This is a genomic window from Rhizobium sp. BK377, assembly GCF_014193935.1.
Lineage (GTDB): Bacteria > Pseudomonadota > Alphaproteobacteria > Rhizobiales > Rhizobiaceae > Rhizobium.
Map to the genome: position 1 here is coordinate 1,233,482 of NZ_JACIAC010000001.1, position 25,352 is coordinate 1,258,833.

Genomic DNA, 25,352 nt, shown 5'->3' on the forward strand with positions numbered 1-25,352 from the left:
GCATCGCTTTCTCACGGAATGACCGGATTATCAGGCCTTAAAGGTTGCACGCAAGCGAAATATGTAAGCAATGCTGACCTATTTTAAAATCGCAAGAAACATGCGTTCAGATGGTTTTGCGCGTAAGGAACAGAATACCGGAAACCGGTTTGCCGCCATCTTTGCGAATGGTCGTTTTGACGCTATTGCGGATTTCGAGACCGTGCGCTGCCGCGAGCCCTTTCACATAGATTTCAGAATGGGCATAGCGCAGCGACGGGGCCAGGTAGAAACCCGCTCCATCGCCGCCATCTTCGACTGAAAAGACGAAATCGGCGCCTGGTGCGGCAAGCGTGTCGACGATCGCGAAGACGCTTTCCAGATTGCCGAGATACATCAGCACATCGGCGGCGGTGACAAGATCGGCGCGGTGCCGTGGGCCATCTGTAAAGAGCCCGGAGGCTTCGGGCGCCAGCGACAGATCTGCCTGGGCAAGATGGTCATAGACACGCTTTTCCGCAGCCTTCGCCAGCATGTTCTGCGAGAGGTCGAAGCCTTCGAGCTCTGTGACATGAGCGCGGATTTCCGGACCGAGCAAGCCGGTTCCGCAGCCGAGATCGACGGCACGCTGATAGTGTCGGCCGGTAGACGCGACGAGCGCGACGATCTTCTGCGGGACGGAATAATCCAGCTTCTCCACGAGCGAGGTCTCGAAGCGATCGGCGTAATCATCGAAGAGACGCTCGACATAGCGGCTCGACGGCTGCGCCGGCATTTCGGCATCGCCGAGCAAGGCAAGTTTCAGGCCGGCGCCGAAGATATCGTCGGGGTCAAGCTCCAGCGTGCGGCGATAGGCTTCGACGGCCGTATCGGCCCTGCCCGCCTTTTCGCGGTATGTGGCGAGGCGATACCAGCCTGCTGCCCAGGTGGGTGCCAATTCCAGCGCCTGCTCCATCAATTCGGCTGCCGCTTCCGCTTCGCCGCCCTCGTCGAGCATCTTCGCATAGTCGGCGCGGCGGTCTGCAATGACATCGCCGGAGGAAAGCTGGCTTGGCTGCATGATCGGACCCTTTGGCTGACGGCATTTGGCTTCGGCCACAAAAAAACTCAAGTCCTATTTCAGAGGCGGTGCTGTCTTGGCGGAAAAGGCTTGCGGGCGAATCGCCGCGACCGTATCTCAAGGCAAACAGGAGATGGCGCATGTCCGATCAGGTGAACAGGTTCCTCGGCGATTCCATTGGCCGCACGATCATCAAGCTTTTGGTGGTGTCGCTGATCGTCGGCTTCGTCATGGCCATCTTCGGCCTTACGCCCTGGGAGCTCATCTACAATTTCCGCGATTTCGTGATCCATCTATGGCGGCAGGGCTTCTCTGCGCTCGGCCGCGTCGGCGACTATCTCATCCTCGGCGCCACCATCGTCATCCCGATCTTCATCATCATCCGTCTTTTCAGCTATCGCAAATAACATGAGCTCAATCATCCTTTCACGCCGCGGCTTGCTGCAGTTTTCAGGTCTTGCACTGGTGGCCGGCATTGCCGGCTGCACGACGACCCCGAAATTTGCGACCACGCCTTCCAATGCCGCAGACGAGACCGCCTCGGCACTGCCGCTCGTCAACCAGCTTCGCGCCAGGAACGGCCTGCCGCCGCTCAGCGTCGATCCGCATGCAAGTGCCGCCGCCATCTTCCAGGCCAAGCGTATGGCAAGTGCGGGCAGGATGAAGCATCTGATGGGCATAACGGACAGTTTCGGCGCCCGCGTGAAGGCGAGCGGTGTTGTCCTGCCGGCTGCCGAAAATATCGCTTCCGGTCAGCAGAGCGTCGATGCGGTCGTCACCGCCTGGATCAATTCCCCCCATCATCTGGAAAATATGCTCGGCCGCTATAGCGGTCTCGGCGTTGCCGTTGCACATAATACGTCTTCCAAAAACCTGCCCTATTGGGCCATGGTGCTTTCCAGCTGAGGCGATTCCGCCTCGATCCTCACGAGGCGGATATGGATACCGGCGGCAACAGAAATACATTGGCCTTCGACGTGACGCACCGGCTGGTGCTGTCGATCGCCATTCCGATGACGCTCGGCTTCATGACCACGCCGCTGCTCGGCATCACGAACACCGCCGTCGTCGGCCATATGGGCGATCCGGAAGCGCTGGCGGGGCTCGCCATCGGCGCCATGCTGTTCGATCTCATCATGGGCAGCTTCAATTTCCTGCGCGCCTCGACCACCGGCCTGACGGCGCAGGCGCTCGGGCGGCGCGATGCGCATGAGCAGCAGGCCGTCTTCTGGCGGGCAATCGTCTCCGCGCTCGGCTCCGGTCTGGCCCTTCTGGTGCTGTCACCGCTGCTGATCCTTGTCGGACTGAAGCTGATGGGGGCCGAGGGACAGATTGCCGAGGCGACCAGTACCTATTTCTCGATCCGCATCCTCGCGGCACCGGCAGCGCTTGCCAATTACGCGCTGCTCGGTTTCGTGCTCGGACGCGGGCAGGGTCGAATGGGGCTGCTGCTGCAGGCGCTGATCAACGGCATCAACATCCTGCTTTCCATCTATCTCGGGCTGACGCTCGACTGGGGAGTCTCGGGTGTCGCCTGGGGCACGATGGCGGGCGAAACGGCAGGGGCGGTTGCCGGTCTCTTCATCGTGCTGCGCGGCTTCGACAACGCGCACCGCCCAAACCGTATGGAGATATTTTCGCGCAGCAAACTCGCCGAGCTTTTCGCGCTGAACCGCGACATCCTGATCCGCACTTTCGTGCTGATCGGCTCCTTCGCGATCATGACCCGCATCGGCACCAGCTTCGGCGCTATCACCCTTGCGGCCAACGCGGTGCTTATGAACTTCTTCCTCCTGTCGGGCTATTATCTCGACGGGCTTGCCAATGCCGCCGAACAGATCACCGGGCGGGCGATCGGCGCGCGATACCGGCCGGCCTTCGACCGCGGTTTGAGGCTTACGGCCCTCTGGTCCTTCGGCCTGGCGGCGATCATTTCCGCCTTCTTCTATTTCGCCGGCCCCACTCTGATCTCCGGACTGACCAGTTCGCCTGAGGTCCAGGCAGCGGCCGAGACCTATCTGCCCTGGGCCGCGATAACGGGACTGACGGGCGCGCTTGCCTTCCTGATGGACGGCGTCTTCATCGGGGCGACATGGTCTGTCGACATGCGTAACCGCATGCTGATGTCCTTTGCAGGATATCTTGCGATGCTCGCCGTCTTCGTGCCGCTCTTCGGCAATCATGGCCTATGGCTGGCGATGAATGCCTTCCTGCTGTTTCGCGGCTTCTTCCTGGCGGTGCTGATCAAGCCGCGGGCGGCTCAGACCTTTCGTGCTGCCCAGTAATCGGCGCGGCTGTCCCTGATATCCCGTATCGAGGCAACCTTCTCGCGATCGAGCAGCTTCGACAGACCGCGCACGATCGTGCCGGGAAGGCCGGGACCTTCATAGACCATGCAGGAATAGAGCTGCACGAGATCGGCCCCTGCCCTGACCTTTTCCAGCGCCGTTTCAGCCGAGGAGACGCCGCCGACGCCGATGATCGGGAGAGCTGGCCCCACACGCTTGCGCATCTTGGCAAGCACGGCCGTCGACTTCTCAAACAGCGGCGCGCCGGAGAGACCGCCAGCCTCCTTCGCCTGGAGCTGATCCTTCAAGCCGTCGCGCGAAAGCGTCGTATTGGATACGATGAGACCATCCAGCGCATGCGACAGCGCCTCCGCAGCAATGTCATCCATGCCCTCTTCGGTAAGATCAGGGGCGATCTTCAGGAAGATCGGGATTTTTCGGCCGGCTTTCTCCGCTTCCTCATCACGCGCCGTCAACACAGCCGACAGGAGTGCGGCAAGGCTTTCGCGCGCCTGCAGGTCGCGCAGGCCCGGCGTGTTGGGCGAGGAAATATTGGCGGTGAAGTAGCGGGCGACGGAATAGAAGCGTCGGATGCCGGCGACGTAGTCGGCCATACGGTCTTCGCTATCCTTATTAGCGCCGATATTAACGCCGATAATGCCGGTGCGGCCGATCTGCGAGAGACGGCGGAGGGCGGCTTCGTGACCCTCATTATTGAAGCCGAGGCGGTTGATGACGCCTTCATCCTCCACCAGGCGGAAGATGCGCGGGCGCGGATTGCCCGTCTGCGGCTTCGGGGTGACAGTGCCGATCTCGGTGAAGCCGAAGCCGAGCTTCAGCAATGCCTCCGGCACTTCGGCATTCTTGTCATAGCCTGCCGCCATGCCGAGCGGATTGGGGAAATCGATGTTGGCAACGGTCTGGCGCAGGCGCGGATCGGGCGCGATACGGCAGGCGGGCATGACACCTGATTTCAGTGCGGCAATCGACATGCCGTGCGCGGTTTCCGGATCGAAGAGGAAGAGACCGCGGCGGGCAATGCGCTTGAAAGGATCGATCACTTGGCAAGCTCCGGGAAAATGTGGAGGCCGGCATCGTCGAGCGGCAAAGGCGCTTCCCAGAGCACGGCCGAAAGCGGCAGATCGGCATAAAGATGCGGGAAGAAAGCACCGCCCCGCGAGGGTTCGAAGACCAGCTTGTCACCGAAATTGCGACCGTCGACGGCGACGAGGACAAGGCCAGCCTGGCCGGTAAAATGCAGAGCTGCCGTCTGCTTGACCTGATCTGCCGTCGAGAAATGGATGAAGCCGTCCTTGATATCGATGCCGGCGCCATGAAAAACGCCGGTTTGTCTGGCTTCCTGCCAGAGCGCCTCCGGCACGATCTTGTAAAGGGTCGGTGTCGCGGTCATGATGATCCTGTTGGCTCGCCTTGTTGAGAGGGGGCTGGCCTTCCTGATGAGGGCTTTGCCCCAAAGAGGCGGTGATGTCCACGCCTGCAGGCGCAAAAACGGACAGACACCACGCTTTGCGGAGGATGAGACGATGAAGGCATTTGCAATCACGCTTGCCGCCGGTCTGCTACCGCTTGCGGCATTGGCGGCGGAGCCAGACGCAACCCGCTTCCAGCTCGAGCGCAGCGGCGACCATTTCGTGCGCCTCGACCGGCAGACGGGGGCGATGTCGCTCTGCACCGAAAAGGACGGGGCGCTGGTCTGCCGCATGGCGGCCGATGAACGCGCCGCCTATGAGGACGAACTGGACCGGCTTGCCGACCGGGTGAGTGCGCTGGAGAAGAATACAGCCGCCCGACCCGCCTTGCCGACGGATGCGGAAGTTGACCGCTCGATCGGCATCATGGAGCGGATGATACGCAGTTTCATGGGTATAGTTCGGGAATTCCGGGCTGAGGATGAGGCCAATCCTCTTCCGCAGCGGAGTTGAGCCGGTTATACTCATATAAGTAGAAAGTCATGTTCGTGCGGGGAGCCGGACAGGACTGACGGGATCGAGCTCTTGGGAGGAGTTTTCGATGCAGGAACAGACCATCATCATCGCTGACGACCACCCGCTTTTCCGCGACGCGTTGCGGCAGGCGGTGACCGGCATGGACGGACGGCAGGAGATCGTCGAAGCCGGGGACTTCTCCGCGGCGAGAACGGCCGCGGCCGAGCACCCGGATGCGGACCTGATGCTGCTCGATCTCGCCATGCCTGGAGTCAGCGGTTTTTCCGGGCTGATGGCGCTGCGCTCCGAATTCGTCAGCCTGCCGATCGTCATCATCTCGGCAACCGATGACACCACGACGATCCGCCGGGCACTAGAGCTCGGCGCTTCCGGCTTCATTTCGAAATCCTCGGGCATCGAGGATATCCGCCGCAGTATCCTGACAGTTCTCGCGGGCGACATTGCCACGCCGGAGAGCTATCGCGACGGACAGGAACAAGACCCCGATGTCGCCGACCTCATCCACCGCCTGCATACGCTGACACCGCAGCAGAGCCGGGTGCTGACCATGCTCGGCGAAGGGCTCTTGAACAAGCAGATCGCCTACGAACTCGGCGTTTCCGAAGCGACGATCAAGGCGCATGTCTCGGCCATCCTCTTGAAGCTCAACGTCGACAGCCGTACGCAGGCGGTCATCCAGCTCGGCAAGATCAATATGGCGATGGTCGCCTGAGCCAAACCACGTCAGACAGGATTTTATTCCTCATTTCCGCTTTACTCGGGGAAGTGCCTCGGTTAATCTGCCGGCGATAGAAAGCGGCCGGACGGACCGCGGGACCGGACGCATATGCTGTCACATGACCAGATCTGGGGAGCGATCGACAGGCTTGCCGAAAGGCATGACCTGACGCCGTCTGGTCTTGCGCGACGGGCGGGGCTCGATCCGACCTCCTTCAACAAATCCAAACGGCTTTCGTCGGACGGACGCCTGCGCTGGCCTTCGACGGAATCCATCGCCAAGGTGCTGGAGGCGACGGGGGCGAGCATGGAGCAATTCCTCGGCTTCATGCGGCCGGCGGGCGCGGCCGCCAGCCTGCCGGAGGGTATTTTTGCCTCGCAGGGAAGCTCCATTCCCCTGCTCGGCTTTGCGCAGGCGGGTGCCGGCGGCTTTTTCGACGATGGCGGCTTTCCTGCGGGCCAGGGCTGGGATGTGGTGGAATTTCCGGCCGGCCCCTCGCAGAAGGCCGGCGTCTACGCGCTCGAGGTACAGGGCGAGAGCATGATGCCGCTCTATCGCGACGGCGATGTGCTGATCGTGGAGCCAGGTGCGCAGGTGCGCCGCAACGACCGTGTCGTCGTCAAGACACGCGAGGGCGAGGTCATGGCCAAGGTGCTCCTGCGCCAGAGCCCGCGCTCCATCGAACTTTTGTCGCTCAATCCCGAACATCCCAACCGGACGATCGAGCTTTCCGACGTCGAATGGATTGCCCGCATCATCTGGGCCAGCCAATAGGAAAATAATCATGCGCCCTGCAGCCTTGATCACAGGTATCGCGGGGATGGCGGTTGTGGTCGGCCTGCTCCTGGCCGGGCAAGCGCGGCTTAATGGGGGCGGAGGTCTGTCATCTGACGCCGATGCCGGAAACGTGGCCGCGGCGCTGCCCGATGTGACCCCCGATGTGGCAAATCCGGCTGCATCTTTGACCGAGGAGGATGCGGCACTGATCGCCCGGACAACCGAGCCTGCACCGTCAAACCCGGCAGCGGCTCCGCCTGAAAATGCAAAGGGTTCCGCCGAAAATGCGCCGATGGATAAAACGGCGCAAGACGCTCCCGCGACGGCTGAGACGGTGCCGCCCGCACCGGACGGAAAGGACAGCGTGGAACTGTTGCGGCCGACGGTGGAGAGCGCCGGCATCCTCTCCTTCGGCAAACGCAGGCTGCAGATCGCCAATGTCATCGAGACGCCCACCGACAAGAGTTGCGGATCGGATGGCAAGCAGTGGCCATGCGGCATGATGGCGAAGACGGCGCTGCGGCTTTACCTGCGCAACCGCGCGATCGATTGCGACCTGCCTTCCGACGCATGGGAGGATATGGCAAGTGCTGCCTGCCGGCTGGGGCAGCAGGATATCGGCACATGGCTGGTCGAAAACGGCTGGGTGGAGGCGCAGCCGGGCTCACCGCTTGACGCTGCCAGCGAAAAGGCAAAGCAGGCAAAACAGGGCATTCACGGCGAGGACCCGCGCCGCAGGCCGGCGGCTGCACCCCGGCCCGAAACCGCCGCTCCCTTGTAATAGAGATCGCCAATTCCTAATCTCCGCTCATCGAAGAGGGAATCAGACATGAACAAGCCGCTTTCCGCCCATGACGCGCTGATCTATGTGATGGTGATGGCATCTGCCGTCGACAGCACCATGAATGACCGGGAAATGGAGAGGATCGGCCAGCTCATCGGTTTCCTGCCGGTTTTCCGCGATTTCGACGACGACAATCTGATTTCCGTTGCTCGCGACTGCGCCTCGCTGCTGGCCGGTCCGGAAGGGCTGGATGTGGTGCTGGAGACAGTGCGCGATACGTTGCCTGCCCGGCTCTACGACACGGCCTATGCGCTAGCGGTCGAAGTCGCCTCCGCGGACCTTTCCGTCAAGGCAGAAGAACTGCGGCTGCTCAGCCTGCTGCGTGACCGTCTCGGCCTCGACAAGCTGACCTGCGCTGCCATCGAGCGCAGCGCGATCGCCCGCTTCCGCAAGGGCTAAAGCTTTCTGCTTTTTAACGCAATTCCGGACGCAAAACCGCTGCACATTTTGCTGGAATTGCTCTAGTAGAGCCCGTAAGGGAAATAACGCAGATAGATTTCCTGCAGGCGGCCATTGCGCGAGAGCGTTGCCAGCGCGTGGTCGATCGCTGCCGTCAGCACGCTGTCGTTCTGGCGCAGCATGATCGTCATGCCCTCGCCCAGAAAATGCTCGGACAGATAGGGACCGTCGAACAGGGCGCAGCATTTGTCCGAAGCCGACGAAGCGACCCAGAAGGAAAGCTGCAGCGCATCGGCGAAGGCAGCATCGATCTTACGTCCCTTCAAGGCCGTCAGCAGCGCTTCCTTATTGTCAAAGGCCTGAGCCTTGATGGCGGGGAAAAAGGCAGCAAGCATCGCCTCATGCACCGTGCCCTTGACGACGCCGACGGAATGGCCGGCGAGGCCGGCAGCCGTCGTTCCGGTCACCGAGGCGGCCGTATTGCGGACGAAGCGGGCCGGCAGCATCAGATAAGGGCGGGAGAAGAGGAACTCGCGGCGCAGCTCGGGCGTGACGGCGAGGCCGGCGATGACGGCGTCACCCTGCAAGCCGGCGAGCGCTTTCTGCAGGTCGGCAAAGGGCAGCGCCTGGATCTGGCACTTGTCGGCGATCTCCAGCTCGGTGCAAATCTCGCGGGCGAGATCGACGTTGAAGCCGGAGAGCTTGCCGTTTTGGTCGGTGAAATTGAAGGGCGGGAAGTCCACCGAGGTCAGGAAACGCAGTCGCACGAGCGAGGAGAGATCGGGCTTGGCCAGGCGCTCGCGGGAATCGAAAAGCAGCGGCACGGAGAGGCCCGATTGCTGCGCAAAAACGGAAAAAGCCGAAAACAGCGCAAACGAAAACAGGCAGAGGACAAAAATCCTCCTGAGGGCCGGAAACGCCAGCTTAGATTGCACCATTATAACCTGCCTCGGGGTCAGAAGCGGCGCTTGGCCACAGGCTGAGATGTAACAGAATCATATCCATCGGGGAATATAGTCCGGTTCGGCGGCACCTTGCGACAGGACGGAATCAAAAGCGCATACCGCCGCCTTCAAGACAAGTATTTCGTGAGCTGCGAGGCGAACGCCGGCACACAAAATTTCGCATAAATGTATTTATTTATCCCTGGACGCGAGACAGCCATGCCCCACACATTTGCGGGGAATCACCCGATACCGTTAGCGCGGAATTAAACAATATCCCATCTTATTTGGTGCGACGACATCGACCCCACCGGCCGACCGCATGATGCGCATGTCGAAGCTCCTAAGGTATCCCACCAGCGCCATACCAAAGAATCATTCTGCAACAAGTGATTTCAAGCACACCGGGTCAGCAACATGCCCGGCTCATCGGGTGACATTTCCATGCTGAAACATCTGAAAATCCGTACAAAAATCATCTCTGTCGTCGCGCTTCTCGGGGCGATCGCGATGGGCGGGCTGATTTACATCATTTCCGAATTCCGCGGCGCGGATGCGACCTACAGCGCCTTCATCGATCATGAAGCCGTCGCTGCAATGCAAGGGTCGCGCGCCAGCGCCTCGATTGTCTCCGCCGTGCTGCAGGCGAGCATGCTTGCCAACATCAAACCTGATACCCCGGCCTTCGCAACGGCGATTTCCACGCCCAGCAAGCTGCCGCAGGCTCGAGACCGGTTGAAACAGGCGCTCGAGCTGGTACCGAGCCGCAAGGCGGCGATCGAGGAAATCCTGGCGGGTATCGATGAATTGGCAGTCCTTTCTGACAAGGTGACCGAACAAGCAAGGGCCAAGGACAGCGCCGCCGTTCAACAGACCGTTGCGCAGATGAATTCCAAGTTGAACGTGCTGACGCCGAAGATGACGGCCAATAACGACGCGATGATGAGCACTCTCAACGACGGTGGCGACGCGCTCTCGGCCGCCGTCAACGACCGCATCAACCTCTGCTTCACGCTCATCGGCATTGCCGTCATCGGCGCCATCGGTCTCGGTGTCGTCGTCGCCCAGATCGGCATCACCACCCCCATGGCAAAGCTGCGCGAACGGATGACCGGCCTGGCAGAAGGCGACACAGACAGCGAAATCGCCGGCCTCGACCGCCGCGACGAAGTCGGCAAGATGGCGGAAGCGGTCTCGGTCTTCCGTGACAATGCGATTGAGCGCATCCAGCTTGAAGCCCGCGCCGAAGCCGATCGCAGCCTCAGCGACAACGAGCGCCGCGAACGTGAAGCGCAGAAGACCGCGGAAGCTGCCGAGCTCGAGCGCGCGGTCAGCGCACTCGGCGACGGTCTGCGCCGGCTCTCGGCGGGTGATCTGGTCTCGCGCATCGAAACGCCTTTCGTCGCGCATCTCGAGGCTCTGCGCCAAGACTTCAACAATTCCGTCGAAAAGCTCAACGAGACGATGAACACGGTCGGCTTCAACGCCCGTGCCATTAGCGCCGGCGCCAACGAAATCCGGTCGTCTGCCGACGAGCTTTCGAAGCGCACCGAGCAGCAGGCAGCGTCCGTCGAAGAAACGGCAGCAGCGCTCGAAGAGATCACCACGACGGTGAAGGACGCGGCAAAGCGCGCCGAAGAAGCAAGCCAGCTCGTTGCCCGCACCCGCCTTGGTGCAGAGAAATCCGGCGACGTCGTCCGCAAGGCGGTTGCTGCCATGCAGCAGATCGAGCAGTCTTCCGTCGAGATCGGCAATATCATCGGTGTCATCGACGATATCGCCTTCCAGACGAACCTGCTGGCGTTGAATGCCGGCGTCGAGGCTGCGCGCGCAGGCGATGCCGGCAAGGGCTTTGCCGTCGTCGCCCAGGAAGTGCGCGAACTCGCCCAGCGATCTGCAAACGCCGCCAAGGAAATCAAGGCGCTGATCACCACATCCGGCACGCATGTGCAGACCGGCGTCTCGCTGGTCGGGGAAACGGGCAAGGCGCTCGATGCGATCGTCTCCGAAGTGCAGGAAATCAACCAGCACGTCCATGCGATCGCCGAAGCCGCCCGCGAACAGTCAATCGGCCTTCAGGAGATCAACACCGCCGTCAACACCATGGACCAAGGCACGCAGCAGAATGCGGCCATGGTCGAGGAATCCACCGCGGCAAGCTACAATCTTGCGACTGAAGCAACGGCGCTCAACAACCTGCTCGGCCTGTTCCGCCTGTCGGGCACCGGCGGCTTCGTCGCGCGCGCGTCGATCCCGACGGCACCGCCCGCTCCGCGCGCCGCCGCACGACCGGCCGCAAGAGCCCCGGTCCGCGTTGCCGAAAGCACCGCGCGCCCGGCGGCTTCGCCAGCCCGCGCCCTCGGCCAGAAGATCGCCAACGCCTTTGGTATGAATAGCACAACCGCTCCATCCAACAGCCAGGAAGCCGACTGGACTGAATTCTGAGCTGATGTCGTGATTGAGTGAGGATGGGCGGCTTCCGCCGCCCATTTTCGTTTCGGGTCTCTCTTCAGACTGGTGGACGCCAACCGACTTCGACAAGAATGTTGCCGGGCGCGGTGCAATAGAAGAGCCAGCCGCCGCGAATGGCGGCAGGCGGTCCTGAGACAGCGGCATCATCTGCCAGCAGGCACTCATATAGCCGGTCGACATCCGATCTTTCGGCGAGGATGAAGCCGATATGATAGGTCTGCCGCTGCAATTCCACCTGGTCGGCACCGCCGAATTTCGGCAGCGGGCGGCTCAAGACGATCTCTGTACCCTGCTCGTCATGAAGGACCGCCCGGCCGATCCGCTCGTTCGTCTCCTGTAATGACAGGCCGAAATAACGCACGAAGAAATCCGCCGTAGCGGCGATATCGGGCACGTAGAAATCAAGATGGTTCAAACGCATGAATGTCTCCTTTGAGAGTAAATTCCGGAGGAGTGCGTTTTCTAACGCTCCGCATGCCGCCGGGGCCCCGCATTCGCATGCGGGCCACGTCGCGGGTTCTCGTGTGAAACACGGAGCAGAGCTTCCGATAGTGGAAGGGACCGGGCTTACCTCATCCGGTCCTGCCTTTTTCGACAGCGCCGCTCTAGCAGATCGGGCCGAGAGCGGCAATATGCGCGGCGGGGTCACTTTCGCCAAGCCATAAACTATTGGTCGCAAAGCTCTTCTCGAAGGGTTGAAGACAGCGACGCCGTTTGTGTCGTGAGCTTTCGGCGATTTGCGGTAGAATGGCATCATGCTGCGGAACGAAAGGCATTCGACATGAAACTGATCGCACTTGGCCTCATTGGCGCGCTAGCGCTCGCCGGCTGCACCACCGTCGACTATACCGGCCCCGGCATCGAGCCCATTCCCGGCAGCATCACCTATAACGGCCAGCCGCGTTCGAAACTGACAAAGTCGCCTGTCGGCTCGACCTTCCCGCACAATTTCATCGACCAGTACGGGAGGCAGGTCGAGGAGACCTATATCATTCGCCCGGATCGGACGCTTGCGATCGCACACCGCCAATACCGACCGATCAACATTTTCGGAAGAGATTGAAAAGGGTTAGCTGGAGCGGTGAAGGGAATCGAACCCTCGTATTCAGCTCGGGAAGCTTCGATTCACCGTCTGGCGTAAAACTCGGGTAGTCATTCTCGTGAACTCCCAGGTACTAACGTATTCGCCTTCTCGATCAACCAAAAGTTTATCTTCCATTGCAACACAGCTACTTGATAACCCGCAATACCGGTTTTTCCCGTTCCTTGCGCTCAAGTCCGTACAGAGAGGCAACCTCCTCTTCATCGAACCGGAGCAGCTTCGCGAAGTCTGCTACTGTATAGTTCAGTTCACTTTTATGGAGATCGAGAACATGCACAAAAAGCCGCGTTGGTTCTGGAGGAAATTGGGTCTCTGCGGGCTCGGTTTTGCGCCACCCTCGTGCGCTGAGCTGACGCCAGAGATAGGACGATTGATTGTCGCTTATAAGCTTTGCTGCACCGGCCCTGAACAATAGCGATGCAACCGAGACGCGCCAGTACTTCTTCAACTGAACCAAACGTTCAAGTGTGACACGGCCGCCAATAATATCCGAACGAAGCTGAGCTGCCGGTGCCAACAGTTCGCCCGCGAACAGATCTGCCTCCGCCTCCATTTCTTCTGTAGGCACTGAATGCATGATGAGATGGCCGAGCTCGTGAGCCAACGAATGCCTCATGCGATCTGCTGGCGCCTTGTTATTCAGGAAAATTATTGGCGGAACGTCCCGTAGTCTCATGGTGACGCCGTCGACATTCTCCGCGAAGTTACAAACCACAACCAGGATGCCCGCCCGCTCACAAAGAGCCGTCAGATTTTTTACGGGGCCATCAGGGATCATCCAGGATCGCCTGATAAGCTGAGCCACTTTGTCGGCCCCGCCGAATTCGTCGGCGTCGATGCGCGGGAGAGGCAGATCCGGCTTGATGTCGATCGAAATCAATAGACGCCTGAGGTGCATAACGCGGAGATTGAGTTCCGCATGAAGTCTTTTCATGTCCGTCGCTGTGACAGAGGTTTTCTTCCGCCACGCAACGTCATGGACACTTAAAGGCAAGCCGGACAACTCGTCGTCCTGCGTGAAGAACTCAAGCGGAAACCGGAGCGCGGAAGCAATTGCCTCAATGGTCGCCTGCAACGGCTCTCCATTGAGGAGACCGCGCTCAATTCGAGAATAGTGGCCTTGGTCGAGCCCGGCCTCCTCGGAGACCTCAGCTTGACTCTTTCCTCGATACTGCCTCGCGAGAAGCAGTAGCTCGTGATTGAATGCGCCGGTCATAATCAGCCATTATCTTTCTTCTTCTTGTCTTTATTCTGTTCGGCTTCATCAGATTTGGATTGCTTGAAGCTGGCGATACGCAACGGATCAAACTCGTCGTCATCGAAGAAATCAGGCTCCATCGGGACCGCAACGCCGTCAGATGTCAGCTCGATTTTCCAAAGGAACTCGCCGTTGCTCCGGGCCGATATGCCGACCCAAATAACTTCTGTTTCGAATTCGTTCAAGACATAGCAGAGCTCTACGCGCTGCAATCCCTCATAGCCATAAAGGTCTACGTCGTGGTCATCATAAGCTACGGCTTCCGGCGTGGGAAAGTTGGCCGTGGCCAGACTGACGTTGGCATGCTTAAGTCGAAACAAAACCGCTTTGTCGAGGATGAACGACGCAGTGTCGCGGTGGAAAAGCGGGGCGACGTCAGGATCGCTGGCCGCCAAGGAGTTCAGTTCCCGGACCACGTCCTCCCACACGATACCGCGAAATGTTGTCTTACGGATCCAACGCCCGCGCTCTGGGTAGCGCTCCACCGCACCATCCCACGCACGATGAACCGCGTTGTAGATCTTCGTGGCTCGATCGTTCTTCGCAAGGACTTCATTAACAACAGTTCGGATCGGCAATGGCATTGAGTCGTCTCCGGAATTTGAGGGAGCATCTCACATGGATTTTACAAAAACAACAATTAAATATGCGCGATATTATGCTTTCCCCTGCCAAGGATTATGCCACCTTCAGAAAAAGCGCGCCTCGCTATCTGTGGTTTCAATTTGATTTACTTTCTACTCCTAAAGTCGAATGCTGTTGCCGACTGAAAAGAGGATAGTTCCGTGAAGGTAAATCTGAAGAAGTTAGTAGGACCATGGGATGGGGGCTACGCGCTTGATAAGCACATGTTGTCAAGCGCTTTCCTCGGAAACGATGAATTTGGCCATGCGAGGTTCGATAACATCCGGACAGATGCCGGAGAGGCCGTGTATCAATTGAAGTACAAGAGTGACTTCAATCAAAGTGCAATATTGGCAGCTGCCGTTCACGAGCACATAATACCTCAATTCCCAAAGATCGGCCTGATTGTGCCAGCGCCAGCCTCGACAACGCGTGCTAAGCAACCTGTTGACGCGGTGGCAGCTGAACTAGCGAAACTTATTGGCGTCAAGGTTTTTGCCAACATCATCGTCAAGGCGCCATCGACGACGGGAAAGAAGCTCAAGGATCTTGCAACGAAACAAGAAAAGGAAGCGGAACTGGAGGGCAGATTTTCGATCAATGACGAGATAACGAACGCCGGCCAGTGGAACGCTCTCGTACTCGACGATCTCTTTCATAGCGGCGCGACGATGGAGGCCGCGACAAAAGCTCTTAGAACCTATAAAAAGATATCAGGAGTCTATGTGGCTGCACTTACGTGGAAATGAAAATGGAATCGGTTTTTATCGCAGGCTCAATCACCATAAAGAACCTGCCATCATTATTTGTCGAGAAGCTCGACAGTCTGATCGCTGCGAACCTCGCAGTGGTGGTCGGGGACGCCAATGGCGTTGATAAAGCTGTACAAGAAATATTAGATGACAGAGGAGCAACCAATGTCACCGTGTACTGCTCCGGCAAAGTGCCTCGTAACAACCTCGGAAACTGGCCTGTAAAGGAAATTTACAGTAGCGCCGAGCCAGGTACCAAGGCCTTCTTCACCGCGAAGGACGTCGCCATGGCCGAGATCGCGGAGCTTGGCCTGATGCTCTGGGATGCAAAAAGCACTGGTACATTAAACAATGTTATCGAACTGACGCGAAGAGGCAAAAAATCAGTTGTGTTTGTCAATAAGATGGATGCCTTTACGATTATCAGGGGGCCTAAGGATCTGAAAAACCTCTTGGAGATAATGTCAGATGGAGCCCGAGACCAAGCTGAAAAAAAGATCGGCCTCTCAGCCGCAGTCAGAAAGCTCACTGAACATCAGACGGGCTTCTCATTCTAACGGAAGAGTGGGACCCGCCGGAGTACAGCAAGCGAGTTACAGATTGGTGAGGCACACAACCTCTGACCCGCGCCGAACCTTGCAAGTGAAGCGGCAGTGATACGAGTGAAACGCCGACATACTTAAGTTATTGAAGTTGCTGGAGCGGGTGAAGGGAATCGAACCCTCGTATTCAGCTTGGGAAGCTGCTGCTCTACCATTGAGCTACACCCGCCTGATGTCTCAGACTTTCAACAGATGGCCGCCGCTGTCAAGTCGCGGCATTACCGCACGTCAAATGCGGAAATGCTTCGACAGCTTCAGGCCCTGGGCCTGATAGTTGGAACCGAGGCCTGAGCCGTAGAGGCTCGAGGGCTGCTCCTGCATGTGTTCGTAGATCAGGCGGCCGACGATCTGGCCGTCTTCGAGGATGAAGGGCACTTCGTGGCTGCGGACTTCCAGCACCGCGCGGCTGCCGCGCCCGCCGGCCGGGGCATGGCCGAAGCCCGGGTCGAAGAAACCGGCATAGTGGACACGGAATTCGCCGACGAGCGGATCGAAGGGGGTCATTTCCGCCGCATAGTCGGGCGGGACATGCACGGCCTCGCGCGAGACGAGGATATAGAATTCATCCGGATCGAGGATCAGCTCGTTGCGGCCACGGCTGTAGAGCGGCTCCCAGAAATCGTAGATATCGTGCTGATCCTTCTTATCGACATCGACGACGGCGGTATGGTGCTTGCCGCGGTAGCCGATCAGGCCATCCTTGTCGCCCGTCAGATCGATCGACAGCGCGATGCCGCCGCCGGAGACGTTCGGCTGCTTGGCGGCGACGAGCGTTTCCGTTTCGTGCAGCTTCAGAAGATCCGGCTCGCTCAGAACCGAATGGCCGACGCGGAAGCGTATCTGCGACAGGCGCGAGCCGCGGCGCACGACGATCGGGAAAGTGCGCGGGCTGATTTCGAGATAGAGCGGGCCGGAATAGCCTGCCGGGATCTTATCGAATTCCTGCGCGTAATCGGTGATGACGCGGGTAAAGATATCGAGCCGGCCTGTCGAGCTCTTCGGGTTGGCGGAAGCCGACATATTGGCCGGCAGATCGAGATGCTCCATCAGCGGCACGATGTAGACGCAGCCGGTTTCCAGCACCGCGCCTTCGCTGAGGTCGATGACATGAAGGCTCAGCCGGTCGAGCTTGTCGGAGACGAGATGCGATGGGCCGGGCATGAAGCTCGCGCGCACCCGGAAAGCCTTGGCGCCCAGCCGCAGATCCAGGCTTGCCGGCTGGATCTGGTCGCGATCCAGCTCGCGTTCGCTTTGAAGACGCCCCGTTTCAAACAGCGCGGCTATCGCGCGGTCGGCCAAAATTCCAGTTTCGCGAGCCATCATGCTCCATCCATAATTTGCTGCCGACAAAACCAAAGTCGGGGAATTGACGCAAGCGCAGAACGGCAGTATTGCAAATTTATCCCGTGGTGATTTGGCCGGTCGGCTTGCAGCCACGTTAAACAAGTGGCTAAAAAGACCGGGTTGAAAACCGGTCTGCATTTGCGGCCGGTTTTTTTGTTGTTTGAAAGTGGTGATGGCATGAGCAAGACCTGGCGCCCGGCAACCCAACTCGTCCACGGCGGAACGCTGCGCTCGCAGTACGGCGAGACTTCGGAAGCAATCTATCTCACGCAGGGCTTCGTCTACGAGACGTCGGAAGCCGCCGAAGCGCGCTTCAAGGGCGAGACTGATGGTTTCATCTATGCGCGCTATGGCAGCCCCACCAATGACATGTTCGAAAAGCGCATGTGCATGCTGGAAGGCGCTGAGGACGCCCGCGCCACCGCCTCCGGCATGGCCGCTGTTACCGCTGCGATCCTCTGCCAGTTGAAGGCCGGCGATCATATCGTTGCTGCGCGCGCCCTCTTCGGCTCCTGCCGCTGGGTGGTCGAAACACTGGCGCCGAAATACGGCATCGACTGCACGCTGGTCGACGGCCGCACTCTGGAAAACTGGGAGAAGGCGATCACGCCGAAGACTAAGGTATTCTTCCTGGAAAGCCCGACCAATCCGACGCTGGAAGTGATCGATATCGCCGGTGTCGCCAAGCTCGCCAACCAGATCGGTGCAAAGGTCGTCGTCGACAACGTGTTTGCGACGCCGCTCTTCCAGAAGCCGCTGGAACTCGGCGCCCATATCGTCGTCTATTCCGCGACCAAGCATATTGACGGCCAGGGCCGCTGCCTTGGCGGCGTGGTTCTCTCCGACAAGGAATGGATCGACGAGAACCTGCACGACTATTTCCGTCATACCGGCCCGGCGATGTCGCCGTTCAATGCCTGGACGCTGTTGAAGGGCATCGAGACGCTGCCGCTGCGCGTCAAGCAACAGACGCAGAATGCGGCAAAGATCGCCGATTTCCTGGCCGATCAGGGCAAGGTGGCCAAGGTCATCTATCCCGGCCGCAAGGACCATCCGCAGGCCGATATCATCGCCAAGCAGATGTCGGGCGGTTCGACGCTTGTCTGCTTCGAGCTGAAGGGCGGCAAGGAAGCGGCCTTCGCGCTGCAGAACGCGCTCGATATCGTGAAGATCTCCAACAATCTCGGCGACTCCAAGAGCCTGATCACCCATCCGGCGACGACCACGCACAAGAACCTGACGGACGAGGCGCGCGCCGAACTCGGCATCTCGCCGGGTACGGTACGTTTCTCGGCTGGCATCGAAGACACGGATGATCTCGTCGAGGATTTTGCCCGCGCGCTGTCGAAGGTTTCGGCCTGATCTTCTCAATATCGGCTCTGAAAATCGAGATCGATTTTCAGAGCCGATGCGTGCGCTTCAAGTGTAAAGCGCCAAGGATCACGCCGCGACCGCGGCATTTGCCTTGAAATTAACACCGAGAGTTAGGCTTAATGAACGAAAGGCCGCGCAGCTGGGAGTGGCGGGGCGATGATCACTGTACCATTTCTTGACGGATGGGGCCTCTTATAAGATACGGGTAACTTATCTTGACTAAGGTGTAAGGCATGTATCGCGCCCTCACACGAGACATCGAAGTGGTTGTCGAACCCTTTTATCTGGAGGAGCAATCCGATCCGGACGACGATCGTTATGTCTGGGGTTATCGCGTCGTCATCGCCAACAACTCCGACATAGCCGTGCGTCTCGTCAACCGCTACTGGAATATTACCGACCAGAACGGGCAGATCGACGAGGTCAGCGGCCCGGGTGTCGTCGGCGAGCAGCCGCGGCTGCAGCCGGGAGACACCTACGAATATTCATCGGGCTGCCCGCTGGATACGCCATCCGGCCTGATGTTCGGCCACTACCAGATGGAAACGGACGAAGGCGAGATGTTCGATGTCGAGATACCCGCCTTCTCCTTGGATTCACCCGGCCTGCTGCGCGTACTCAATTAGGGCCTTGATCATTCCGCCGCCGCAACTTCCTGCACCGGGAAACGATAGGTCGTGGAGCAGAATTCGCAGGTCACGGCGATCTCGCCGTTTTCCTGGCTCTCCTCGATCTCCTCGGCGCTGAAACCCTTCAACACGCCGCCGATCTTTTCGCGCGAACAGCTGCAGCGATCGAAGACCGCCCGCGGATCGTAGACACGCACGCCGCGCTCGTGGAAGAGGCGGAAGAGCAGGCGTTCCGTGCCGACCTGCGGATCGGTCAGTTCGTCGGCATCGACCGTTTCAACGAGCGAACGGGCTTCCGTCCAGGCATCATCCTCAACATGCGCGCCTTCACGCGTATCGCCATCGCCGCCGTGAAGATCGGGCTGACGCATGCGCTCCGGCGCTTCCGGCAGGAACTGGGCGACGAGGCCCCCTGCCCGCCAGCGGTGACGGGGCTTGCCGTTCTCGTCGCGGTCGAAGAGTTCGGCGGCGGCAAGGCGCACACGTGTCGGGATCTGCTCCGACTGACGGAAATAGACACCGGCAATATCTTCCAGCGAGGTACCGTCAAGCGCGACAATGCCCTGATAAGGCTGGCTGAACTTGCCCTGATCGATGGTGAAGGCCAGCACGCCCTTGCCGAGAAGCTGTTCCGGCTCGGTTTCGCCTGCCGCAATCGCCCTGTCGAGCAAGGCCTGATCGAAGCGGGCATAGGCCCGGACATTTTCCGGCGTCGAAAAATCGGCGACCAGGAGATCGACGGGACCGTCGCTTTTGGTCTGGACCGTGAATTTGCCCTCGAACTTCAGCGAAGTGCCGAGAAGCACCGTGAGCACGACCACCTCCGCCAGAAGGCGGGCGACGGGCGTGGGGTAATGATGGCGTTCGAGGATTGAATCCAGCATCGGGCCGAGCTGGACGGCGCGACCGCGCACATCCAGCCCTTCCACCTGGAAGGGGACGACGTGATCATCGCCGGCGAAATCGAACTCGCCGAGAGCGGCGGCAGCTTCTGCCATGGCTTTCACTCCTGTTTTGTCAGAGCAGCCGGCCAGCGTACCGGCTGCTTGCGCAGCCGCGAGTTTTGGACTCGCGACATCCGATTATGGTTCAGATCGCGCCCAGGCACCAAGCAAGAATCGACTTCTGCGCATGAAGACGGTTTTCCGCTTCATCGAAGACCACGGACTGCGGGCCATCGATCACCTCGTCCGTCACCTCCTCACCGCGATGAGCGGGAAGGCAATGCATGAACAATGCGTCTTTGCCGGCCTGCGCCATCAAATGCGCATTGACCTGATAAGGCTGGAAGACATTGTGACCGCGAGCCCGATGTTCCTGATTCATGGAGACCCAGGTATCGGTCACCACGCAATCGACGCCGGCGACCGCACGGTCGGCATCATGGTAAAGCATGATTTCGGCGCCCTCATTGCGGGCCCAGTTCAGATAGTGATCCTTCGGCTCGGAACCAAGGGGTACGGCCATGTTCATGCGATAGCCGAAGCGGGCAGCCCCTTCGACCAGCGAATGCAGCACGTTGTTGCCGTCGCCCGTCCAGGCGATCGTCTTGCCCTTGATCGGGCCGCGATGCTCTTCGAAGGTCATGATATCGGCCATGATCTGGCAGGGATGGGTATCGTCCGTCAGCGCATTGATGACAGGCACCGTGGCATGCTCGGCGAGCTCCAGCATCCGGCTGTGCTCGGTCGTGCGGATCATGATCGCATCGACATAGCGGGACAAAACCTTGGCGGTGTCGCCGATCGTCTCGGCGCGCCCGAGCTGCATTTCCGTACCCGACAGGAACAGCGTCTCGCCGCCGAGCTGGCGCATGCCGACATCGAAGGAGACGCGGGTTCGCGTGGACGGCTTCTCGAAGATCATGGCGAGCATCTTGCCGGCGAGCGGCTTGTCGGCGGAACCCGCCTTGAAAGCCTGCTTTCGCAGCTTGGCATCCTCCATGATGGTTCTGAGGTCGGATGCGGTGACTGCGGAGAGATCGAGGAAGTGTTTGGGGGAAGCCATTGTTCGTTACCTGCTACGCCCGCCAGCGGGCGGGGCATTGTCCTATCAAGCGGTCTTCTTGACCTTGGCGGCACGGATGCTTTCGGCGGCGCGTTCGAGACGGGAAATCCCCTCGCGCGCCTCCTCCGCGGTTACGACCAGCGGCGGCAGCAGACGGATGACATTATCGCCTGCCGGGATCGCCAGAAGGTGTGCAGCGCGAATTTCCTTCAGCAGCTCGGCCGAGGGAATGGCAGCCTTGATGCCGAGCAGCAGGCCTTCGCCCCTGATGTCTTCGATCACATCGGGATAGCGATCCTTGAGCGAGGCAAGGCCCTGGCGGAAGACGAGGGTGACATCGCGCACGTGCTGCAGGAAGCCGTCAGCCAGGATGACATCGAGGACCGCGTTGCCGACAGCCATGGCCAGCGGATTGCCGCCATAGGTGGAACCATGCGTGCCGGCCTTCATGCCCGAGGCTGCTTCTGCCGTCGCCAGGCAGGCGCCAAGCGGGAAGCCGCCGCCGATGCCCTTGGCAACGGCCATGATGTCGGGCGTTATACCCGACCATTCATGGGCGAAGAGCTTGCCGGTACGGCCGACGCCGGTCTGGACTTCGTCGAGGATGAGGAGCAGGCCGTGCTCGTCGCAGAGCTGGCGGAGCGCCCTCATGAATTCAGGCGTCGCCGGGCGGACACCGCCCTCACCCTGCACAGGCTCGATGAGGATGCCGGCCGTCTTGTCGGTAATCGCGGCGCGTACGGCCTCGATATCGCCGAAGGGAACCTGATCGAAGCCCGGGGTCTTCGGGCCGAAACCTTCGAGATACTTCTCCTGACCGCCGGCGGCGATGGTTGCAAGCGTGCGGCCGTGGAAGGCGCCTTCGAAAGTAATGATGTGGAAGCGCTCCGGGTGGCCCTTGGAGAACTGGTAGCGGCGCGCAGTCTTGATGGCGCATTCGAGAGCCTCGGCGCCGGAATTGGTGAAAAACACCTTGTCGGCGAAAGTAGCATCCGTCAGGCGCTTGGCAAGCTTCTCCTGGCCAGGCACTTCATAGATATTGGAGAGATGCCAGACCTTGTCGGCCTGATCCTTGAGGGCGGCCACGACATGCGGATTGCCATGCCCCACGGAGGTGACGGCAACGCCTGCGCCGAAATCCAGATATCGCTCGCCGGTTTCGGTGATCAGCCAGACGCCTTCACCTCGCTCGAACCGCAACGGGGCACGAGAATAGGTATCATAAAGCGGCGAGGCTTCAGCCATGGCGCGAACTCCTGCAACAGGTTATGGGGCACCGGACTCCGGCTAAGAAAACCAGGCCCGAAAAATCAAAAATGCCGCCTTTCGGCGGCAGGGAGCACTATTTACTTTTCGCACTGCAATGTCAACAAAACTGAGGATTTAGCGCATGCGTCAAGCCTCAAATCGGACTTTCAGGTCTATCAACAGCTAATGTTGCAGAAATGACTCTCTCGGGAAGCAAGTTGGGGAAAACCCCGAATTCGGATTCATCGGATTCGTGCGACTCTTGTCACAGAGTCAGGCTCACACTAGGTTAAAGTTCAATTACTAGACTGCATGCGGCGGAACTAGTCACCAAAATTGATCAGGCGTTTCTTGCTTCGGAAACTTTCGAGGCAACGGTGAGGGATTCTGCCATCACCAACGCGAAAGGTGGAGACAGGGCAATGAACTGGACAGACGAGCGTGTCGAGAAGCTCAAGAAGCTTTGGTCGGAGGGGCTGAGCGCCAGCCAGATCGCAGCGCAGCTTGGCGGTGTGAGTAGAAACGCCGTTATCGGCAAGGTTCACCGGCTCAGTCTTCCCGGCCGCGCCAAGGCCGGCGGCACGGCAACCGCGGCGCGCGCACCGAAGCGCACGACCTCGGCGCCCCGCGCCCCGAACTATGCATCTCGCATCGCTACCCGCACCGTAACGCGCCAGCAGGGCGCGACGATGCTGAAGGAAGAGATCGAGATCGAAACCGCCGAGGAAATGGAATATGTGCCGGCCAAAAATGTGGTCGTGCCGATTTCGCGCCGCCTCGGCCTGACGGAACTGACGGAGCGCACCTGCAAGTGGCCGGTCGGCGATCCGATGAAGGATGACTTCTATTTTTGCGGTTGCGACTCTACGGACTCGTCGCCCTACTGCAGCTACCATCAGCGCCTCGCCTACCAGCCGGTGAGCGAGCGCCGCAAGGCTGTCCGGGTCGGCTGACCCGCGATTTTCCAACAGTTGCAACGTATCATTGCCCCTCCTCGCCGATGCGCGGAGGGGTGATTTTTTGCCGGCATAGGGCTGGAAACGGCTCGTGGCCACGACTGTCTGCCGGAGGCTGATCCTTGCCGGCCGTACACCATGCCGGAAGATGCGAAAGTTATGCGGCCAACGCCGCCAATGCGTTTCAGCCCTCAACAGGCATGGAATGGTGGTGATGGCACTGTAACGCGATTTTCTGATACAGATGCAGTATTCTCGTCGAGCAGCACGGCGCAACAGTCGGTCAGGGGTGCCAATGGAGATCGATCCAAAGCGGATGACAATCGGGTTCGTCGGGACGGGCACGATTACCGAGGCCGTCGTCACCGGACTGGGCAAGACAGCTTTTTGCGACACGCCGATCGTGCTGTCCCCGCGTGGCGCAAGCGTCGCAGGCCGCCTCGCGGCGGCAAACCGGAATGTGTCGATCGCTTTGGGCAACCAGGATGTTCTCGACCGATCCGATCTCGTATTCATGGCCGTGAGGCCGCAAATTGCCGAGGAGGTCATCCGCTCGCTCCGATTTCGGCCGGACCACCATGTCATCAGCTTTGTCGCGGCCACGCCAATCGATCAACTGCTGGCGTGGATCGATCAGCCCGTTCACCACCTAAGCCTGGCAATTCCACTTCCGTTCGTCGCAGATCTCCAAGGGGCGACCGCGATCTACCCGCCCGACGAGGTTTCCCACACCCTCTTTTCGGCGCTCGGAACGGCGATCCAGGTTGAAGACAAGCAGGAGTTCGAACTTCTCGCGGTGGCCAGCTGCCTGATGGCCACCTATTTCGGCATTCTGGACGCGACGTCGAGCTGGCTGCAGAGCCAGGGGCTCTCGAGACCAGCTGGCGACGCCTACCTCCGTCAATTGTTTTCCGGCCTCGCCCATGCTGCCCGCTTAAAACCTGTCGCGAGTTTCGATGAACTCATCGGCGAGCATTCGACCAAGGGCGGATTGAATGAACAGGTGCTCGAAGACTTTCGCGAGTTCGGCGGCACGGCGGCTCTGCAGAAGGCTCTTGATCGGATTCTTGCACGCATCCGTCTGTAGAAGGCAGATCCTCTCGAAGTTCGCTTTTCCGGCGACTGGTGTCGGCTCTTCATGAGAAGCTGGGCTTCGTCGAGACAGGTCACTTCAAGTTCGACGGACAGGGCGAGCCTACTCATCGCCGTATCTTGAGTAGGCACCAGATAAGCAAACGGGCCGCCCGGCAAGCGAGCGACCCGTCTGGACCTCCGATCACTCGGATTAAGCTTCCATGGAATATCCCGCGCCGCGGACGGTGCGGATGACATCCTGCATGTTGGAGAAGTTCAGCGCCTTGCGCAGGCGACCGACATGGACGTCGACGGTGCGTTCGTCCACGTAGATATCGTGGCCCCAGACGCCGTCGAGCAGCTGCGAGCGGGAAAAGACCCTGCCCGGCGACGACATCAGGAATTCCAGCAGGCGGAACTCGGTCGGGCCGAGGCGGACTTCGCGGCTCTTGCGATGAACGCGATGCGTTTCGCGGTCGAGCTCGATATCGCCACACTTCAGAACCGTGGAGAGAACTTCCGGGCGGGCGCGGCGCAGCATCGCTCTGACGCGGGCAACGAGTTCCGGCGTGGAGAAGGGCTTGACGACATAATCGTCCGCGCCGGTCGAAAGACCGCGAACACGCTCGCTCTCTTCACCGCGCGCCGTCAGCATGATGATCGGCAGACGCTCGGTTTCCGGCCGCATGCGCAGCCGGCGGCAAAGCTCGATACCGGAAACGCCCGGCAGCATCCAATCCAGGATGAGCAGGTCCGGCGTGCGTTCCTGAAGCCGGATTTCGGCCTCGTCGCCACGGAGGATCGTGTCCACCTCGAAACCTTCGGCTTCGAGGTTGTAGCGGAGAAGCACGCTTAGCGCCTCCTCATCTTCAACAACTGCAACTCTTGGGATCATGCGTGTCAGTCTCCTAATGCACGATCCTTAAACCGGGGG

At 59.9% G+C, this 25,352-nt stretch carries 28 protein-coding genes, 1 tRNA gene and 1 riboswitch; of the genes, 16 read left to right on the top strand and 13 right to left on the bottom strand.

Annotated features, from left to right (window positions below; genetic code table 11):
* Nucleotides 1-106 precede the first annotated feature (106 nt).
* Nucleotides 107-1,039 carry a class I SAM-dependent methyltransferase gene (locus FHT92_RS06105; protein ID WP_183823196.1) on the bottom strand — a complete coding sequence of 311 codons (933 nt, stop codon included), beginning with the start codon at nucleotides 1,037-1,039 and terminating at the stop codon, nucleotides 107-109.
* Between the two features lie 140 nt (nucleotides 1,040-1,179).
* On the opposite strand from FHT92_RS06105, the gene FHT92_RS06110 reads away from it, so the two are divergent.
* The 3 genes from FHT92_RS06110 to FHT92_RS06120 are packed head-to-tail and all read left to right on the top strand — an operon-like array spanning nucleotide 1,180 to nucleotide 3,324.
* Entirely contained in the window at nucleotides 1,180-1,446 is a 267-nt protein-coding gene (locus FHT92_RS06110) for a DUF6460 domain-containing protein (protein ID WP_007821228.1), read from the top strand.
* 1 nt (nucleotide 1,447) lies between these two features.
* Nucleotides 1,448-1,945: a CAP domain-containing protein gene (locus tag FHT92_RS06115; protein ID WP_183823198.1), complete on the top strand. Its 498-nt coding sequence runs from the start codon at nucleotides 1,448-1,450 to the stop codon at nucleotides 1,943-1,945.
* A gap of 32 nt (nucleotides 1,946-1,977) precedes the next feature.
* Nucleotides 1,978-3,324 (top strand): MATE family efflux transporter, encoded by a 1,347-nt coding sequence (locus tag FHT92_RS06120; protein WP_183823199.1) that lies wholly within the window; start codon nucleotides 1,978-1,980, stop codon nucleotides 3,322-3,324.
* On the opposite strand, the gene FHT92_RS06125 is transcribed toward FHT92_RS06120, so the two are convergent.
* Nucleotides 3,300-4,388, bottom strand: coding sequence for a quinone-dependent dihydroorotate dehydrogenase (locus FHT92_RS06125; RefSeq protein WP_183823201.1), 1,089 nt, complete (start codon nucleotides 4,386-4,388; stop codon nucleotides 3,300-3,302). The genes FHT92_RS06120 and FHT92_RS06125 overlap by 25 nt on opposite strands.
* A complete protein-coding gene (locus FHT92_RS06130; protein ID WP_183823203.1) occupies nucleotides 4,385-4,738 on the bottom strand; it encodes a DUF952 domain-containing protein in 354 nt (117 codons plus the stop codon). Before FHT92_RS06130 ends, FHT92_RS06125 begins: the two co-directional genes overlap by 4 nt.
* A 133-nt stretch (nucleotides 4,739-4,871) precedes the next feature.
* On the opposite strand from FHT92_RS06130, the gene FHT92_RS06135 reads away from it, so the two are divergent.
* From FHT92_RS06135 to FHT92_RS06155, 5 genes are all read left to right on the top strand, one after another.
* Nucleotides 4,872-5,270, top strand: coding sequence for a hypothetical protein (locus FHT92_RS06135; RefSeq protein WP_183823205.1), 399 nt, complete (start codon nucleotides 4,872-4,874; stop codon nucleotides 5,268-5,270).
* Nucleotides 5,271-5,358: 88 nt separating this feature from the next.
* Nucleotides 5,359-6,006 carry a response regulator transcription factor gene (locus tag FHT92_RS06140; protein WP_183748879.1) on the top strand — a complete coding sequence of 216 codons (648 nt, stop codon included), beginning with the start codon at nucleotides 5,359-5,361 and terminating at the stop codon, nucleotides 6,004-6,006.
* Between the two features lie 114 nt (nucleotides 6,007-6,120).
* Nucleotides 6,121-6,786 (top strand): helix-turn-helix transcriptional regulator, encoded by a 666-nt coding sequence (locus tag FHT92_RS06145; protein ID WP_183748878.1) that lies wholly within the window; start codon nucleotides 6,121-6,123, stop codon nucleotides 6,784-6,786.
* Between the two features lie 10 nt (nucleotides 6,787-6,796).
* Entirely contained in the window at nucleotides 6,797-7,570 is a 774-nt protein-coding gene (locus tag FHT92_RS06150; protein WP_183823207.1) for a thermonuclease family protein, read from the top strand.
* A 48-nt stretch (nucleotides 7,571-7,618) separates the two neighbouring features.
* Nucleotides 7,619-8,032 carry a tellurite resistance TerB family protein gene (locus FHT92_RS06155; protein ID WP_132652752.1) on the top strand — a complete coding sequence of 138 codons (414 nt, stop codon included), beginning with the start codon at nucleotides 7,619-7,621 and terminating at the stop codon, nucleotides 8,030-8,032.
* 62 nt (nucleotides 8,033-8,094) lie between these two features.
* On the opposite strand, the gene FHT92_RS06160 is transcribed toward FHT92_RS06155, so the two are convergent.
* On the bottom strand, nucleotides 8,095-8,970 hold the full coding sequence (locus FHT92_RS06160; RefSeq protein WP_183823209.1) for a transporter substrate-binding domain-containing protein: 876 nt from the start codon (nucleotides 8,968-8,970) through the stop codon (nucleotides 8,095-8,097).
* Nucleotides 8,971-9,420: 450 nt separating this feature from the next.
* On the opposite strand from FHT92_RS06160, the gene FHT92_RS06165 reads away from it, so the two are divergent.
* A complete protein-coding gene (locus tag FHT92_RS06165) occupies nucleotides 9,421-11,421 on the top strand; it encodes a methyl-accepting chemotaxis protein (RefSeq protein ID WP_183823211.1) in 2,001 nt (666 codons plus the stop codon).
* A gap of 64 nt (nucleotides 11,422-11,485) precedes the next feature.
* Here FHT92_RS06165 and FHT92_RS06170 read toward each other — a convergent pair whose 3' ends face one another.
* Nucleotides 11,486-11,869: a VOC family protein gene (locus FHT92_RS06170; protein WP_183823213.1), complete on the bottom strand. Its 384-nt coding sequence runs from the start codon at nucleotides 11,867-11,869 to the stop codon at nucleotides 11,486-11,488.
* Between the two features lie 360 nt (nucleotides 11,870-12,229).
* On the opposite strand from FHT92_RS06170, the gene FHT92_RS06175 reads away from it, so the two are divergent.
* The gene (locus FHT92_RS06175) at nucleotides 12,230-12,511 is read left to right on the top strand and encodes a hypothetical protein (RefSeq protein WP_183823215.1); all 282 of its coding nucleotides are present in this window, start codon (nucleotides 12,230-12,232) and stop codon (nucleotides 12,509-12,511) included.
* 166 nt (nucleotides 12,512-12,677) lie between these two features.
* Here FHT92_RS06175 and FHT92_RS06180 read toward each other — a convergent pair whose 3' ends face one another.
* Together FHT92_RS06180 and FHT92_RS06185 are read right to left on the bottom strand one after the other, a co-directional pair.
* Nucleotides 12,678-13,766, bottom strand: a complete 1,089-nt coding sequence (locus FHT92_RS06180; RefSeq protein WP_183823216.1) for an ImmA/IrrE family metallo-endopeptidase — start codon at nucleotides 13,764-13,766, stop codon at nucleotides 12,678-12,680.
* Between the two features lie 2 nt (nucleotides 13,767-13,768).
* The gene (locus FHT92_RS06185) at nucleotides 13,769-14,392 is read right to left on the bottom strand and encodes a hypothetical protein (protein WP_183823218.1); all 624 of its coding nucleotides are present in this window, start codon (nucleotides 14,390-14,392) and stop codon (nucleotides 13,769-13,771) included.
* Between the two features lie 201 nt (nucleotides 14,393-14,593).
* Here FHT92_RS06185 and FHT92_RS06190 point away from each other — a divergent pair, with 201 nt between their 5' ends.
* Nucleotides 14,594-15,181, top strand: a complete 588-nt coding sequence (locus tag FHT92_RS06190; protein ID WP_183823220.1) for a ComF family protein — start codon at nucleotides 14,594-14,596, stop codon at nucleotides 15,179-15,181.
* Nucleotides 15,182-15,183: 2 nt separating this feature from the next.
* Complete coding sequence (locus FHT92_RS06195; RefSeq protein ID WP_183823222.1) at nucleotides 15,184-15,741, top strand: hypothetical protein; 558 nt, start codon at nucleotides 15,184-15,186, stop codon at nucleotides 15,739-15,741.
* Nucleotides 15,742-15,881: 140 nt separating this feature from the next.
* Here the strand turns inward: FHT92_RS06195 and FHT92_RS06200 are convergent.
* Both FHT92_RS06200 and FHT92_RS06205 read right to left on the bottom strand, forming a co-directional pair.
* Nucleotides 15,882-15,955 (bottom strand) — tRNA-Gly (locus FHT92_RS06200).
* Nucleotides 15,956-16,014: 59 nt separating this feature from the next.
* Nucleotides 16,015-17,109, bottom strand: a complete 1,095-nt coding sequence (locus tag FHT92_RS06205; RefSeq protein WP_183746469.1) for a 2'-deoxycytidine 5'-triphosphate deaminase — start codon at nucleotides 17,107-17,109, stop codon at nucleotides 16,015-16,017.
* A 73-nt stretch (nucleotides 17,110-17,182) separates the two neighbouring features.
* Nucleotides 17,183-17,261, top strand: a riboswitch (SAM riboswitch).
* A 46-nt stretch (nucleotides 17,262-17,307) separates the two neighbouring features.
* Between FHT92_RS06205 and FHT92_RS06210 the strand changes: the two genes are divergently transcribed.
* Both FHT92_RS06210 and apaG read left to right on the top strand, forming a co-directional pair.
* On the top strand, nucleotides 17,308-18,492 hold the full coding sequence (locus FHT92_RS06210; protein WP_183746467.1) for an O-succinylhomoserine sulfhydrylase: 1,185 nt from the start codon (nucleotides 17,308-17,310) through the stop codon (nucleotides 18,490-18,492).
* Between the two features lie 245 nt (nucleotides 18,493-18,737).
* On the top strand, nucleotides 18,738-19,130 hold the full coding sequence (gene apaG, locus FHT92_RS06215) for a Co2+/Mg2+ efflux protein ApaG (protein WP_183746465.1): 393 nt from the start codon (nucleotides 18,738-18,740) through the stop codon (nucleotides 19,128-19,130).
* A gap of 8 nt (nucleotides 19,131-19,138) precedes the next feature.
* On the opposite strand, the gene FHT92_RS06220 is transcribed toward apaG, so the two are convergent.
* From FHT92_RS06220 to FHT92_RS06230, 3 genes are all read right to left on the bottom strand, one after another.
* Nucleotides 19,139-20,131: an Hsp33 family molecular chaperone gene (locus tag FHT92_RS06220; protein WP_183823224.1), complete on the bottom strand. Its 993-nt coding sequence runs from the start codon at nucleotides 20,129-20,131 to the stop codon at nucleotides 19,139-19,141.
* 91 nt (nucleotides 20,132-20,222) lie between these two features.
* Nucleotides 20,223-21,140, bottom strand: a complete 918-nt coding sequence (gene argF, locus FHT92_RS06225; protein WP_183746459.1) for an ornithine carbamoyltransferase — start codon at nucleotides 21,138-21,140, stop codon at nucleotides 20,223-20,225.
* Nucleotides 21,141-21,185: 45 nt separating this feature from the next.
* A complete protein-coding gene (locus FHT92_RS06230; protein ID WP_183746456.1) occupies nucleotides 21,186-22,385 on the bottom strand; it encodes an aspartate aminotransferase family protein in 1,200 nt (399 codons plus the stop codon).
* A 425-nt stretch (nucleotides 22,386-22,810) separates the two neighbouring features.
* On the opposite strand from FHT92_RS06230, the gene FHT92_RS06235 reads away from it, so the two are divergent.
* Both FHT92_RS06235 and FHT92_RS06240 read left to right on the top strand, forming a co-directional pair.
* Nucleotides 22,811-23,341 (top strand): GcrA family cell cycle regulator, encoded by a 531-nt coding sequence (locus tag FHT92_RS06235; protein ID WP_183823226.1) that lies wholly within the window; start codon nucleotides 22,811-22,813, stop codon nucleotides 23,339-23,341.
* 298 nt (nucleotides 23,342-23,639) lie between these two features.
* Nucleotides 23,640-24,431 (top strand): pyrroline-5-carboxylate reductase, encoded by a 792-nt coding sequence (locus FHT92_RS06240; RefSeq protein WP_183823227.1) that lies wholly within the window; start codon nucleotides 23,640-23,642, stop codon nucleotides 24,429-24,431.
* A gap of 198 nt (nucleotides 24,432-24,629) precedes the next feature.
* Here FHT92_RS06240 and phoB read toward each other — a convergent pair whose 3' ends face one another.
* Nucleotides 24,630-25,313, bottom strand: coding sequence for a phosphate regulon transcriptional regulator PhoB (gene phoB / locus FHT92_RS06245; RefSeq protein ID WP_183746447.1), 684 nt, complete (start codon nucleotides 25,311-25,313; stop codon nucleotides 24,630-24,632).
* Nucleotides 25,314-25,352 lie beyond the last annotated feature (39 nt).